Origin of the sequence: Gemmiger formicilis (assembly GCF_024462815.1) — a bacterium.
Classification (GTDB): Bacteria; Bacillota; Clostridia; order Oscillospirales; family Ruminococcaceae; genus Gemmiger.
The window spans coordinates 1-13,637 of sequence record NZ_JANGCG010000003.1 but is presented as its reverse complement, the minus strand read 5'-3'; the positions used below and the strand labels follow the sequence as shown (position 1 = coordinate 13,637).

At 60.8% G+C, this 13,637-nt stretch carries 17 protein-coding genes; 14 read left to right on the top strand and 3 right to left on the bottom strand.

The window, feature by feature from the left end; all coding sequences use genetic code 11:
- Positions 1-11 precede the first annotated feature (11 nt).
- From NE623_RS04105 to NE623_RS04090, 4 genes are read left to right on the top strand one after another with little or no spacing between them, the layout of a single operon-like run.
- The gene (locus NE623_RS04105) at positions 12-881 is read left to right on the top strand and encodes a hypothetical protein (protein ID WP_256272252.1); all 870 of its coding nucleotides are present in this window, start codon (positions 12-14) and stop codon (positions 879-881) included.
- A 16-nt stretch (positions 882-897) separates the two neighbouring features.
- Positions 898-1,593, top strand: coding sequence for a YveK family protein (locus NE623_RS04100; protein ID WP_256272253.1), 696 nt, complete (start codon positions 898-900; stop codon positions 1,591-1,593).
- Positions 1,590-2,336 (top strand): CpsD/CapB family tyrosine-protein kinase, encoded by a 747-nt coding sequence (locus tag NE623_RS04095; RefSeq protein ID WP_256272254.1) that lies wholly within the window; start codon positions 1,590-1,592, stop codon positions 2,334-2,336. The genes NE623_RS04100 and NE623_RS04095 overlap by 4 nt, the downstream gene beginning before the upstream one ends.
- The gene (locus tag NE623_RS04090; RefSeq protein WP_256272255.1) at positions 2,333-3,088 is read left to right on the top strand and encodes a tyrosine-protein phosphatase; all 756 of its coding nucleotides are present in this window, start codon (positions 2,333-2,335) and stop codon (positions 3,086-3,088) included. The genes NE623_RS04095 and NE623_RS04090 overlap by 4 nt, the downstream gene beginning before the upstream one ends.
- A gap of 254 nt (positions 3,089-3,342) precedes the next feature.
- Here NE623_RS04090 and NE623_RS04085 read toward each other — a convergent pair whose 3' ends face one another.
- Positions 3,343-4,188, bottom strand: coding sequence for a glycosyltransferase (locus NE623_RS04085; RefSeq protein WP_256272256.1), 846 nt, complete (start codon positions 4,186-4,188; stop codon positions 3,343-3,345).
- Positions 4,189-4,321: 133 nt separating this feature from the next.
- Between NE623_RS04085 and NE623_RS04080 the strand changes: the two genes are divergently transcribed.
- Both NE623_RS04080 and NE623_RS04075 read left to right on the top strand, forming a co-directional pair.
- Complete coding sequence (locus NE623_RS04080) at positions 4,322-5,812, top strand: carboxypeptidase M32 (protein WP_256272257.1); 1,491 nt, start codon at positions 4,322-4,324, stop codon at positions 5,810-5,812.
- The gene (locus NE623_RS04075) at positions 5,802-5,930 is read left to right on the top strand and encodes a GGDEF domain-containing protein (protein WP_256276137.1); all 129 of its coding nucleotides are present in this window, start codon (positions 5,802-5,804) and stop codon (positions 5,928-5,930) included. Before NE623_RS04080 ends, NE623_RS04075 begins: the two co-directional genes overlap by 11 nt.
- Positions 5,931-6,075: 145 nt before the next feature.
- On the opposite strand, the gene NE623_RS04070 is transcribed toward NE623_RS04075, so the two are convergent.
- On the bottom strand, positions 6,076-6,534 hold the full coding sequence (locus NE623_RS04070; RefSeq protein ID WP_256272258.1) for a hypothetical protein: 459 nt from the start codon (positions 6,532-6,534) through the stop codon (positions 6,076-6,078).
- Positions 6,535-6,827: 293 nt separating this feature from the next.
- Between NE623_RS04070 and NE623_RS04065 the strand changes: the two genes are divergently transcribed.
- The 5 genes from NE623_RS04065 to NE623_RS04045 all read left to right on the top strand — a co-directional run bounded on the left by NE623_RS04065 (position 6,828) and on the right by NE623_RS04045 (position 10,001).
- Positions 6,828-7,472, top strand: a complete 645-nt coding sequence (locus NE623_RS04065) for a Rhomboid family protein (protein ID WP_256272259.1) — start codon at positions 6,828-6,830, stop codon at positions 7,470-7,472.
- 35 nt (positions 7,473-7,507) lie between these two features.
- The gene (locus tag NE623_RS04060) at positions 7,508-7,831 is read left to right on the top strand and encodes a cyclic-di-AMP receptor (protein WP_256272260.1); all 324 of its coding nucleotides are present in this window, start codon (positions 7,508-7,510) and stop codon (positions 7,829-7,831) included.
- A complete protein-coding gene (locus NE623_RS04055) occupies positions 7,831-8,748 on the top strand; it encodes a hypothetical protein (RefSeq protein ID WP_256272261.1) in 918 nt (305 codons plus the stop codon). The genes NE623_RS04060 and NE623_RS04055 overlap by 1 nt, the downstream gene beginning before the upstream one ends.
- A 48-nt stretch (positions 8,749-8,796) precedes the next feature.
- Positions 8,797-9,636, top strand: coding sequence for a PSP1 domain-containing protein (locus NE623_RS04050; protein WP_256272262.1), 840 nt, complete (start codon positions 8,797-8,799; stop codon positions 9,634-9,636).
- A 197-nt stretch (positions 9,637-9,833) separates the two neighbouring features.
- On the top strand, positions 9,834-10,001 hold the full coding sequence (locus tag NE623_RS04045; protein WP_078784341.1) for a DUF362 domain-containing protein: 168 nt from the start codon (positions 9,834-9,836) through the stop codon (positions 9,999-10,001).
- A gap of 297 nt (positions 10,002-10,298) precedes the next feature.
- Here the strand turns inward: NE623_RS04045 and aroD are convergent, their stop codons facing one another.
- On the bottom strand, positions 10,299-11,048 hold the full coding sequence (gene aroD, locus NE623_RS04040) for a type I 3-dehydroquinate dehydratase (RefSeq protein ID WP_256272263.1): 750 nt from the start codon (positions 11,046-11,048) through the stop codon (positions 10,299-10,301).
- A 129-nt stretch (positions 11,049-11,177) separates the two neighbouring features.
- Here aroD and NE623_RS04035 point away from each other — a divergent pair, with 129 nt between their 5' ends.
- The 3 genes from NE623_RS04035 (at position 11,178) to NE623_RS04025 (ending at position 13,526) form a co-directional block, all read left to right on the top strand.
- Positions 11,178-12,053 (top strand): patatin-like phospholipase family protein, encoded by an 876-nt coding sequence (locus tag NE623_RS04035; protein WP_256272264.1) that lies wholly within the window; start codon positions 11,178-11,180, stop codon positions 12,051-12,053.
- Between the two features lie 73 nt (positions 12,054-12,126).
- Complete coding sequence (locus NE623_RS04030) at positions 12,127-12,783, top strand: HAD family hydrolase (RefSeq protein WP_256272265.1); 657 nt, start codon at positions 12,127-12,129, stop codon at positions 12,781-12,783.
- A gap of 131 nt (positions 12,784-12,914) precedes the next feature.
- Positions 12,915-13,526 carry an ECF transporter S component gene (locus tag NE623_RS04025; RefSeq protein ID WP_256272266.1) on the top strand — a complete coding sequence of 204 codons (612 nt, stop codon included), beginning with the start codon at positions 12,915-12,917 and terminating at the stop codon, positions 13,524-13,526.
- Positions 13,527-13,637 lie beyond the last annotated feature (111 nt).

The following is a 13,637-nucleotide window of genomic DNA, read 5'->3' as shown; positions in this document are numbered from 1 at the left end:
GGGGTCGCACTATGAGTAAAAACGCTTCTGCACGCCCGCAGTCCAAGGGCAGCACCCCCTGGGCGCTGCTGCTGTCCTGGCTTTCCAGCCTGCTTTTGACGCTGCTGGCGCTCTTTCTGGTGCTGCTGACCACCGTTTGCAGCCCCTCCTTCATGAAACAGCAGGTTGCCCGCAGCGATTTCAGCGAGGCCGCCTACACCTATCTGTACGATAACTACACCAGCTACGGCGCGGCCTCCGGCTTCTCCGCCGATGTAATGACCGCCGCCATTTCCCGCGACCAGATTACCGCCGATATGGAAAGCGCGGTGACGCGCCTCTACAAAGGGGACACAGCGCTGGATGCGCGTGACGCCATCCAGACCTCCACCTATGAGAATCTGATTGCCGATCTGGATTCCCGCGGCATAGAGGTCACCCAGGATATCGCGTCCGCCGTCGATATCGTGGCCGACGCCTGCCGCCAGGATTACTCCAACTATGTTGCCATTCCGCTGGCCAGCCAGCTGTACACCATTATTGAAAAATTCAACTGCGTTGTCCCTGCCGCCGTCTGCATTACCGCAGTGTTCTGCGCCGTCAGCATCTTCCTGATGCTGCGTCTGGCGGGTACGCCCCGCTTCGGCGTGCGCTGCCTGACCTATGCCTTCACCGCGGCCACCGCCCTGTGCGCACTGGCCGCCACGGCCATCTATCCCGCGCTGCATCTGGAGAACCTCAGCCTCTCTCCCGCTTCCGTCAAGCAGCTGGTTCTCACCTATTTCCAAAACCTTTTTGGCCGCTTCGGCCTGTTTGCGCTCATCTACGGTGCGGTTGCCGTGATTCTTCTGGCCCTTGTCCTTACCGCCGGAAGCCGCAAAAAACGCCGCCAGAACATTTGATAGGAGGATCCACTGCATGGAAAACGAAGCATACGAGACCATTGACCTCCTGGAGGTCCTGAACGCCGTCCGCCAGCACATTCTGGCCATCATCCTGACCACGCTGGTGCTGGCCGCCGCGGGCTTCGGCGTCTCCAAGTTCCTGATGACGCCCAAGTATGAGGCCTCCGCCCTGATGATTGTCAACACCCGGCAGGACACCTCCGCCACCGTCACCAGCGACCAGATCAACTCCGCCACCAAGCTGGTCTCCACCTACAGCATCATCCTCAAGAGCGATACCGTGCTGAATCAGGTCATCCAGAATCTGGGCCTGAGCCTTGACTACCAGCATCTGGCGGAGCGTGTCACGGTCAGCGCCGTGGATGACACACAGGTTATGAAGGTTACTGTCACCAGTGACAACCCCGAATGGGCGCGTCAGGTCTGCGAGCAGATTACCCAGATTTCCCCCGATGTCATTCTGGAGGCGGTTGAAGCCGGCTCCGTCAAGGTTATCTCCAACGCATCCATCAGCCCGGAGCCTGTCTCCCCCAACGTTTCCCGCAACACGGCGCTGGGCGCTGTGGCCGGTCTGGTCATCAGCGTCGGCATCGTTTTCCTGATGGTTCTGCTGGACAACAAGATTAACAACGAGGAGGACGTCTCCAAGTATCTGGATCTGACCGTTGTGGGCGTCATTCCCGAGTACGAGGGAGGTAAAAGGAAATGAGCAACGCAAAGAAAACTTCCAGCCACCGCAAGCTCTTTACCGTCGGCCCCAACGCGCCGTTCCCGTTTACGGAGGCCTATAAGTCCCTGCGCACCAACCTTGAATTCCTCTCTGCCTCCGGCAACTGCAAGACCATCCTGATTACCTCCTCTGTCCCGGAGGAGGGCAAGACCAACGTGGCCATCAATCTGGCCATCACGCTGGCCGGCTCCGGCAAGCGGGTTGTGCTGGTGGACTGCGATATGCGCAAATCCACCGTTTCCCGCTATATGCGGATTCCCCGCGGCCATGCGGGCCTGACGAACGTCATCACCTCCCGCGATGTCAGCACCCTGTCCACGGCGCTTGTCCGCATAAAGGAGACCGGCATCACGATTCTGCCTGTCGGCACGATTCCGCCGAACCCCGCCGAGCTGCTGGCCACCCCCATCACCGAGAAGATTTTCGGTGCGTTGCAGAATGCCTTTGACTACGTCATTGTGGACACCCCGCCCGTCTCGGTCGTCACCGATGCCGCCGTCCTCTGCCGCGTGGCGGACGGCGTGCTGCTGGTTGTGCGCCCCGGCGTCACCACCATTCAGGGCGCACAGCTGAGCAAAAAGAATCTGGAGGCCGTCAACGCCCACATTCTCGGCGTAGTGATGAACGGCTACAACGCCAAAAAGTCCGGCCGCAAGGACGGCTATTCCTACGCCTATTCCTACAGCTACTATGACAACAAGCAGCAGGGTTCTGATGAATGAGTACCGCCCTCGTTGATCTGCACTGTCACATCCTGCCCGGGATTGATGACGGTGCCCGGGATCTGGATATGTCGATGGCACTCATCCGCAAGGAGCTGCAGGACGGTGCGGCGGGTATCGTGTTCACGCCGCACTTTCATTATGAGCGCATCACCGTCGAAAAATTTGTAGAGCAGCGCAAGGCCGCCTTCCGGCAGGTATCCGCCGCCGTCAGGGCGGAGGGACTGCCGCTGGCCGCCAAGCTGGGGGCCGAGGTGTTCTACTCCACGGCTCTGCCCAGCCTTGATTTGCGCAAGCTCGCCTTTGCCGGTACCAATTATATTCTGATTGAGTTTCCGACAACGATGCAGCCGCCGGGCATTGATGAAACGCTGTACGCCATCCGTGCGCAGGGCTACACACCGATTCTGGCGCACGTGGAGCGCTACCCCTTTGTGACCGAGGACCCGACCCTGCTCTACAACTGGGTCAGCGATGGCTGCCTTGCCCAGATAAACGCCACCGGCCTGATTCGTGACGGCCACACGGCGCGCTGGCTGCACAAGCTCATCGAGTGGAATCTCGTGCATCTGCTTTCCAGCGACTGCCACCACCCCGCCAAGCGCCCGCCCAACTTAAAGGACGGCTTTGACCATCTGCCGCCCAAGGTTGCCGCCCAGATGAAGAAGAACGCCATCCGCGTCTACCTCGGCGACGAGATAGACCCACCGGAGCCGCAGCTGCCCAAATACCGCTTCGGCCGCTGGGTGTGAGGGGGGACGGTTGTACCTTCTTTACAAAGAAGGTACTCTGAAATAATAAATAAAGAGGGGTTTGTGCCCCTCTTTTTGTTGTTTATGGGTTTTCAAAAAGCCCACCGGAACCCATCGGGCGAGCAATGCTCGCCCGATGGGGCTTGCGGGTGAATGGCTAGTCTGTAGGGGGCGGCGTCCCCGACGCCCCCTGCATTTCCCGGGCCAAGCCATTGGAATTTCTTTCGGTTCCTTTCTTTGCAAAGAAAGGGACCTCACGCCTCTGCCGTGGCCACCAGATACTTGTAAATCTGCGGCTTGTACTCCTCGTACAGGCCCAGATGCTCGTACAGCTCCTTGTAATAGGCAAACAGCGTAGCGCGGGTGGTCACAACGTTCATCGGGTTCAGTGCGGTGTGCACCGCACTGCCCGGCGTGTTGAAATAGTTGTAAATCGGCGTGGACAGCGCGTAAAAGCGCTCCGCATAGCGGATATAGCTCAGGTTGAAGTATAGATCCTCCGACCAGTCCATATCCTCGGCGCAGATAACATCATCGTGGGCACGCACAATATCAGCGCGGTAGAGCTTGTTCCACATAACGCCGTAGTAGAAGCTGGCCGGCTCCTGCATCAGGCCCGCCGCAAACTCCTCCTTCGTCATCGGCCCCTCCATCAGGAAGCCGAAGGTCTGCACCTTCACAGGGTGCTCGGGGCGGGGGTCATCCTCGGCCCGGGGCTTGGGCGGCGTGATGCGGTTATAGTGGGCAATGACCAAATCCGCCCCGCTCTCCTCCGCACGCTGCACCAGCATCTCGGTGGCGTAGGGCTGGATGGTATCGTCCGCGTCCACAAACTGCAGATACTTGCCCTTCGCCTCGCGCAGGCCCATATTGCGGGTGGCGGCCACGCCGCTGTTGGCCTTGTCAATCAGCACAATGCGCGCATCAACATTGGCGTACATCTTGCACACCTCCAGGCTCACATCCTTGCTGCCGTCATTCAGCAGCAGAATTTCCAGGTTCTGGTAGGTCTGGCGGCGGATACTCTCCACGCAGCGGGCGATATGGTCCTGTGCGTTGTAAATCGGCACAATAATACTTACAAGCGGCTGTTTCGTCATGGCGGGCGGCCTCCTTTATTTACTAATATATCCACAATACCACACTTTTGCCCGGTTGGCAATGGAAAAAGCGCACGCAATATGGTATGATAGAGCAAACGCCATTTCAAAATCAGGAAACGAGGTTTTGTTTATGAAAGCATCCATTCTCCGCCTGCGTGCGCTGGAAAAGCAGCTCTACGCCTACCGCTATGCGCTGAACGTTGTCGATTTTGACGCCGAGACCGTCGCCCCCGAGGGCGGTGCCGACGGCCGCGCCGAGGCCACCGAGGTGCTGAGCCGCGCCAGCTTTGATTTGCTGGTCAACGCCGACACCGCCGCCCTGCTGAAAGAGGCCGCCGCCGACGCCGAAACCGAGCAGGAAAAGTCCGAGGTTCGCAACCTGCAGCGCCAGTATGATGAAATCGCCAAGATTCCTGCTGACGAGTACGCCGCCTTCACAAAGCTGTGCAGCCAGAGCGTGCCCGCGTGGGTCAAAGCCAAGCGCACCAACGATTTCAGCCTCTTTGCGCCGTATCTGGAAAAGATTGTTGCCGCCCGCCGTGCGCAGGCCCACTATTTTGCCCCCGACCGCGACCCCTACGAGGTCTTGCTGGACAGCTACGAGAAGGGCCTGACCATCGCCCAGTGTGACGCCTTCTTTGCCACCCTGCGCGAGACCATCGTCCCGCTGCTGGCCGACATTGAGGCCCGCGGCAAGGCCGTGCGCACCGATTTTCTCGACCAGGACTGGCCGCTGGAGGGCCAGCGCAAGGTCAGCCAGAAGATTATGGAGCTGTGGGGTCTTGACCCGGCGCACTGCCATCTTTCCGAGAGTGAGCACCCCTTCACCACCGAGTTCTGGCGCGGCGATGTTCGCATCACCACCCACTATATGGAGCGCGATATGTTCTCCAACCTGTACAGTGTGGCGCACGAGGGCGGCCACGCGCTGTATGAGCTGAACATCAACCCCGACTACGATTACACCGCCGTGACCGGCGGCGCCACCATGGGCATCCACGAGAGCCAGTCCCGCCTGTTTGAGAACATCGTGGGCCGTTCCCGCGCCTTTGTGGACTACCTGTACCCGACCCTGAAGGAGATTTTCCCCGCCCAGCTGGCCGACGTCAGCGCCGAGGAAATCTGGCGCGCCGCCAACCGTGCCGAACCGAGCCTGATTCGCACCGAAGCCGACGAGCTGACCTACGCACTGCACATTATGGTGCGCTATGAGCTGGAAAAGGCCCTGATACAGGGCACGCTGGCCGTGGCCGACCTGCCCGCCGCCTGGAACGCCAAGTATAAAGAATATCTGGGTGTGGACGTGCCGGATAACGCGCACGGCTGCCTGCAGGACATCCACTGGGCGATGGGCGACATCGGCTACTTCCCCAGCTATGCGCTGGGCAGTGCCTACGGCGCACAGGCCATTGATGACCTGCGCAAGACCCATGATTTTGACGCCGAGTGGGCCCGCGGCGACATGGAGCCGCTGAAGGCCGCCCTCAAAGAGCGTGTCTGGCAGTGGGGCAGCATGAAGGAGCCCCAGTGGCTGGTGGAAAGCCTCTGTGGCGGCCCCTTCGACCCCCACCACTTCACCGACTACCTCAAGCGCAAATACACCGAGCTGTATGCGCTGTAAGCGGCCGATTTCCCTGGACGGCCTTACCGGGTTGTACAACCGCGTCTATCTGGAATTTCTGCAGAAGCAGGCCGACAACCAGAAAGATACGCCGGTGACGAGTTTGTGGTCATGCTGAACACCACCGATGAGCAGCTGGTTCAGCAGCTGATTGCCAGCGCAAAGCGCAATTTTGCGGAGGAAAGCGCCGCAAGCGGTAATATCTCCGCCCCTACAGTCACCAATCCCACCCGCAGAACGGGTGGGATTTTTACGTTATATTCTTATGCCATTTCCCGGTACAGCTGTTCCAGCACGTCCCCGGCCCGGCGGGCGGTGTCGGGATTTTCCTGCGCCCATGCCTGCAGGGCGGTGCGGGCGTACAGGGCGTCCCCGGCCTCCGGATACGCCCAGCCGTCAAAGCTGCCGTCCGGCAGCTGCACCAGCTCCACCAGCGTGTTGCCGCGGCTCAGGTAGAACAGCTGCTTGCCGCCCAGCGCGGCCATCTCGGCGGCGTCGGCCTCCCGGTTGGTGCGCTGGGGCACTGTGTCCACCAGCCGCCGCAGCTCTGCCAGCAGGGTGTCCCCCTCCTCCGGGTAGGCGTCCGTGCCCTTTGCCTGCGCAATCTCGCCAAAGCAGTAGTCCTGCTGCCATGGCGGGCACTGCCCCTTGGCTGCGCGTGCCACACAATCCTGCAAATCTTCCTGATAGCCCTGTTTCATCATGTTGCGATAGTTGTTCATAAGTCATTCTCCATTTCCATTTATATATATTTTTGCATTTGCTTCCCGTGTCACCTTGCAGCTTTATCCTACCACATCCTTTTGTCGAATCCTGCCGTATTATAGGACCGAACGCTGTTTTATTTTGGCACCCGCTGATTTTTTTCGTCGAATCAGCTTCCACAAGCGCAAAAATGCGCGCCCGCCGCTTTTTTTGCACGGCGGCACAGGTTTCGACAGGGAATTTGTTGCACTTTGGGCACGGAATTGCTATAATATATTCTGTAAATTTATACTATGGAGGAGCTATCCCCATGAACTGGATTGACAAATTGGAGCGCCGCTACGGCCGCTTCGGCATCCCGCACCTCGTCAACGGCCTTTTGGCCGGCCAGCTGGTGGCGGGGCTGATCGTGCTGCTGATTAACTGGCAGTTTTCCGCCCTCATCGCGCTGAGCCGCACCTATGTGCTGCACGGCCAGATCTGGCGTCTTATCACGTTTTTGTTCCAGCCCATCTGGCTGGGCAGTGTACTGGGCATCCTGAATCTGGTGTTCTACTTCTGGATTGGCAACGCCCTGACCCGCGTCTGGGGCGATTTCCGCATGACGCTCTTCATCGCGCTGGGCGTGGTGGGCGCGTGGGTCAGCTGCCTGCTGACCGGCTCTGCCGGGCCCAGCGCCATCTTCCAGAGTATGCTGTTCGCCTACACATGGCTGTGGCCGGACCAGATGGTTCTGCTGTTCGGCATCATCCCCTTCAAGATGAAGTATCTGGGCTGGTACGAGCTGGCGTTGTGGACCATCAGCTTCCTGATGGGCGACTTTGCCACCAAGCTCAGCCTTGTTTTCGGTCTGGCAGGCTTTCTGGCGTTCTATGGCCGCGAGGTCTTTGACTGGTGCCGTGATGCCATCACCAGCTGGAAGCGCCGCCGTGACTGGGAAAACCGCAACCGCTGAATCTGCACTATACTATATAAGAAAGGTCGAGTACCATGAAACTCATCACTGCCATTATCAATAAGGAAGATTCCAAAAACGTCTGCAACGAGCTGCTGAAAAGCAAGTTCTACGTCACCCGTCTGGCCACCACCGGCGGTTTCCTGATGGCGGGCAATATGACGCTGCTCATCTGCACCGATGAAGAGCGCGTTGAGGACTGCATCGGCATTATCTCCAAATGCTGCAAGCAGCGCACCGAGATTGTGCCCGGCACCGCCACGCTGGGCCTTGGCATTGAGAGCGCCATGCCGATGGAGGTCACCGTGGGCGGTGCAACCGTCATGGTCACCAACGTTGAGCGCTTTGAAAAGCTGTGATGCTGGAGCGTCTGGCCGGCAATGACGCGCTGAAGCGTGAGCTGGGCACGGCTTTGCGCGGCGGGCGGCTGCCCCACGCCATTCTGCTGGTGGGGGAGCCGGGCTGCGGCGCGGGCTTTGCGGCGCGCTGCCTTGCCGCCGATTACCTCTACCCGCAGGGCGGCCCCCACGCCGAGGCCGTGCTGAAAAAGGAGGACGCCGAGTGTCTGGTGCTGCAGGGCGAGGGTGCCAGCGGCCAGATACCGGTCAAGAAGGTGCGCGAGGCGCGGGAGGCCATCCAACGCTCGGCGCTTTCGACCGATGCCGCGGGCCGCGCGCTCTTCATCTACGGCGCGCAGAATCTGAACGGTTCCTCCGCCAATGCCATGCTGAAAATCATCGAGGAGCCGCCCGAGGGCGTGCTCTTCCTGCTGACGGCCACCAGCGCCGCCACCGTGCTGCCCACCATCCGCAGCCGCTGTGCGGCGTACACGATTGCCCCGGTGCCCACGGCGGACTGCGCCGCCCGGCTGCGTGCCGAGCGCCTGCCCGCCAAGGCGGCGGACGAGCTGGCCTTCCTGTTCGAGGGGCACATCGGCACCGCGCTGAAAAGCTGGAATGACCCCACGGCCAAGGCCGCGCTGAGCATGGCCAAGACGCTGTGCGGCTACGCGGCACAGGGCGACACCTACCGCGCCTTGACGGTGCTGACCAAATACGAGCGCGACCGCGAGGGCTTTTCCGCCCTGCTGTGGACGCTGGACCAGCTGTGCAGCGCCGTGCTGCGCCGCCCCGCCTACGGGCAGGAGCAGTGCGGCGGGTTGACCCCCGAGGGGGCTGCCCGGACGCTGAACGCGGCGGCGCAGGCCCGCAAAAGCCTGACCGGCAACGGAAACCTGCGTCTGACCGTGGCCGTGCTGGCGGGCGAGCTGGCCTGAGACCCGCAGGCTGTACAAACAACCCCATTTCATAAAAGGACACATTCAATGAAAGTAGTTTCCGTAAAATTCAAAGACAACGGCCGGGCGTACTATTTTGACCCCGGTGATTTCAAAATCAAGGAGGGCGACTTCGTGGTCGTCACCACGGCCCGCGGCACCGAGTGCGGCGAGGTTATCCGTGCCGCGCATGAGGTGCCTGGCTTCTCCCGCGAGGTCAAGCCGGTGCTGCGCGTGGCGGACGCCGTGGACGTGCGCCGTATGCGCCAGAACCGCGCCGACGTGCAGCAGGCCTACACCATCTGTGAGCAGCGCATTGCCGCCCATAATCTGAAGATGAAGCTGGTGGACGCCGAGTACACCCTCGACCGCAGCAAGCTGGTTTTCTACTTCACCGCCGACAACCGCGTGGATTTCCGCGAGCTGGTCAAGGACCTCGCCTCGCAGTTCCACACTCGCATTGAGCTGCGCCAGATCGGCGTGCGCGATGAGAGCAAGATGCTGGGCGGTCTGGGCCTGTGCGGCCAGCCGTTCTGCTGCAGCCGCTTTCTGAAGAACTTCCAGCCGGTATCCATCAAGATGGCTAAGGAGCAGGGCCTGAGCCTGAATCCCGCCAAAATCAGTGGGTCATGCGGCCGCCTGATGTGCTGTCTGGCTTATGAACAGAAGAGTTATGAATATCTGAACTCCATCACGCCGCAGGTGGGCAGCATTGTCCGCACGCCGGACGGCGAGGGCACCGTCATTGAGGTCAATGTGGTGGCCGGCACGTTGAAAGTGCGTTCCAACGTAGAGATCCTGGCCCCGCGCATCTATAAGCGGGAGGAATGTGTCTACATCCGCGGCGGCAAGCGCGCCCCGCAGCCCGCCGACAAAGAGGACAATTAAGGGACTATAGCACAGGTTAGTTGCGGCTTACCGTCGAAAAATTTCAAGATATGGCACTTGCCAAAACCGTCACAATGTGGTACACTAAATACAACGCAGTAGGCAGAGCAAACCCGCTGTGTGCCGATCCGGGGAGCAGCCGTGCAGGGCCGGGACGGTACAAAATATAGATTCAGCACGGAGATAAGGAGTTCACGATGGCTCATACCGTTTCCAGCGAGTGCGTTGCTTGCGGTGCATGTGTTGATACCTGCCCCGTTGGCGCAATCACTATGGAGGACAAGGCTGTTGTCGACGCAGCTTCCTGCGTTGACTGCGGCGCTTGCGAGGGCGTTTGCCCCACCGGTGCTATCCAGGCTGAGTAAGCTACATTAGCACATTCTGCGCGGCCCCCAGGCAAAGGGGGCCGCGCTTTTTTTGTGTTTGTTCGGTTTGTTTTCGGGTATCGCGGAAGGGTCAAGACCCCCTCCCTACAAATCATCCCATAAACAGCATATCGCGGCAACCTCGCGGGCGGCATATATGCCGCCCCTACAGACCAGCCCGCCCACATCTCGCAGTAGGGGCGGGGCTCTGCTCCGCCCGCAGAAGTCCCCCAAGAAACGCAGTTTGCGGGAAACAACCGGGCCGGGCATACCCGGCCCCTACAGCGAGTTGTTTCGTCACCCCAAATCCGCCCTGTTCAGCAGCTTTTTCCGCAGCACATCGGCCGGGGGCTGGCCCGGGGCGCTGGCGGTGGTGCCGCTGGTCACACCAAAGGTAGCGCAGCTGCCGAATGCCCCGCCGCAGAAGCGGCTGACCGCGCCCAACGGGCCCATGCTCATCGTGATCAAGGGGGTGTCCGGGCGGGCGGCGGCGGCGCGGGCCGTGGCCTCCAGCAGCCGGGCGGCGTCCGCCGCGCAGTGCGGCATCACCGCCAGCTTGGCAATGTCCGCCCCTGCATCCGCCATGCCGGTAAGCGTCTGCGCCATCGCATCGGTGGCGGGCGTGCCGTCAAAATGGTGCTCACTGTAAAGCGCCACAGCTCCGGCGGCGCGGGCGGCATCCCGCAGGGCGGTGCGGTGCTCACCGCAGGCAAGCCACTCAATATCCAGCACATCCACGCCGCCCTGCGCCAGCAGGGCGCGGCAGTGGGCCGCGTACACGTCGGGCGTCAGCGCCAGCTCGCCGCCCTCGGCCTTTGTGCGGATGGTCACAAGCAGCGGTTTTTCCGTCAGGCCGCGCACCAGCGCCAGCGCGGCAGCAAAATCTGCCTCGGGCAGCGGGTCAAGGCGCAGCTCCACTACCTCGGCGGCGGGGTCTGCGGCGGCAGCCAGCGCCAGCGGGCGCAGCGCGTCCAGACTTCTGGCAAACAGCGGCACAATGATGCGCGGGCAGGCAGCCTCCAGGGGCAGACCGCGAAGTGACACCATACAAATCATCCTCTCGAGCTCTAGTGCCTTCTATTTTAGCACAATTTGCCCAAAGTGTAAAACAGCCCCGCTTTTTTGCTTGCGCGGGAGGGTGGGAATACGGTAAAATAACTGAATGAGGTGAATTTTATGCGTAACATCACAATGCCCGGCAACGCCATTCTGCTGCTGGAGGGCGGCTCTCTGCGCGGGCTGTACACGGCGGGCGTGCTGGATACCTTTATGGAGAACGACATCTACTTTCCCGCTGTGGCGGGTGTCTCGGCGGGCACGCTGAACGCCATGAACTATGTGGCGCACCAGCCGGGCCGCGCCGCCAGCATCAATCTGCGCTACCGCCACGATGGCCGGTACTTCGGCCCCAAGGCCGCACTGCGCGGCGGCAGCCTGTTCGGGCTGAATTTTATGCTGCATGACGTAAAAAAGGAGGTTCCCTTTGATGAGGAAGCCTTTGCCAACGGCGGTATGCGCCTGATTGCCGTGGCCACCAACGTCAAAACCGGCAAACCCGCCTACTTTGAAAAGGGCAAGACCGATTTTGACTTTAACGAGGCCGCCCGCGCCTCGGCCAGCCTGCCCCTTGCCTCCGTGCCGGTCATGCTGGACGGCCAGCCCTATCTGGACGGCGGCTGCTCCTGCCCCATCGCGCTGAACTGGGCGCTGCAGCAGGGCTTTGAGAAGATTGTGGTGGTGGCCACGCGGCAGAAGGGCTTCCGCAAGACGCAGCCCGGCCAGCGGATGGTTGACCTCTACGATGATTTTTACGGCGATCAGCCGCTGTTCCTTGCCGATTTGCTGACGCAGGAGCTGCGCTACAACGCCCTGATGGACCAGCTGGATGAGCTGGAGGAGGCAGGCCGCATCTGCTGCCTGCGCCCGCATGACCCCATCGACATCGGCCGGTTTGAGGGCGACACCGGCAAGCTGCTGGACCTCTACAACCGCGGCCACCGCGAGAGCCGCGAGGCGCTGGACACGCTGCAGGCGTATCTGGAAAAAGCCTGAGGCGGCGGGGTTGCATCCCGCCGCGGACTGCGGTACAATACCTGTAATATGGTTCGCGAAAGGATGACACCCGATGGTTAAAGGCGTTATTTTTGATATGGATGGGCTGATGTTCGACACCGAGCGTCTGTGGGATACCCTGTGGGAGCCCGCCTGTAAGGAACTGGGCCTGCCCCTGCCCCCCGATATGGAAAAATTCACCGCGGGCGGCCGCGGTCTGGCGGGCGAGAATCTCTGCCGCCACGTGGCGGAGTATATCCCCGGTGACCCGCAGAAGGTGCTGGCCAAGGTCTGGCAGCTGGCCGACAAGCGCTTTGCCGAGGGCGTGCCCTGCAAAAAGGGCCTGAAGGAGCTGCTGGCTACGCTCGAAGATATGGGCCTGCCGCGCATTGTGGCAAGCTCCAGCCCGCGGAATATGATTGAGATGAATCTGCAGACCACCGGCACAGTGCGGTATTTCCACGATGTTGTCTCCGGCACCGAGGTTGCCCACAGCAAGCCCGCGCCGGACACGTTTTTGCTGGCGGCGGAAAAGCTGCACCTTGACCCGTATGTCTGCCTTGTGCTGGAGGACAGCTTCAACGGCGTGCGGGCAGGCCGTGCGGCGGGCTGCGTGACCGTGATGGTGCCGGATTTAATGCAGCCGACCGAGGAAATCACAAAGCTGTATGACCGCAAATGCAGCGATTTGCTCGAGGTGCGCGATCTGCTGATTGAGGGCAGGCTGTAACTCTACCCCGCATTTTTCCTCTTGCCTTTTAGCCGTCAATGCGCTATACTTGTCTTTGGCGGCCCGCCGGGGCCGTACATTTGCGCTGTACTCCCGATGTATAGGAGACGGCAGCAGGAGGAAAATTGAATATGAAAAAACGTACCAACATCCGTTGGCTCACCCAGCTTGCGCTGCTGGTGGCCATTCTGCTCGTGTTGAACTACACGCCGCTGGGCTATCTGCAGATTGGCCCGCTGTCGGCGTCGTTGCTCACCGTACCGGTTGCCATCGGCGCTATGACGATGGGCCCCGCAGCGGGTGCTATTCTGGGCGGCGTCTTTGGCGCCACCAGCTTTATTCAGGCGCTGGAAGGCAAGTCCGCCATGGGCGCAGCGCTGTTCCAGGTCAGCCCCGCGGGCAGCTTTGTGGTCTGCTTTGTGGCCCGCGTGCTGATGGGTCTGTGTGCGGGCCTGATTTTTGCCGCCCTGCGCAAGGCCCTGCCCAAAAATGAAAAGCTGGCCTGCTTCCTCGGCGGCTTGGCCGCGCCGGTGCTGAACACCGTTTTCTTTATGGGCTTTCTGGTACTGATTTTCTATAACTGTGAGTATGTGCAGAACCTTGCAGACACCCTCGGCGCACAGAACGCGTTTATGTTCATTGTGCTGCTGGTCGGCGTGCAGGCCATCTTTGAGTGGCTCATCTGCTGCGTGGTGGCCGGTGCCGTTTCCCTGCCGGTGCGCAAATACCTGAAAATGAACTGATTGATACACAAATAAAAACCGTCCCTCCCGGAAGTGATATGCTTCCGGGAGGGACGGTTTGTTGTATGCAGCGCTGTAGGGGCGGGCCTTGCCCGCCCCCCCTGGTTTGCC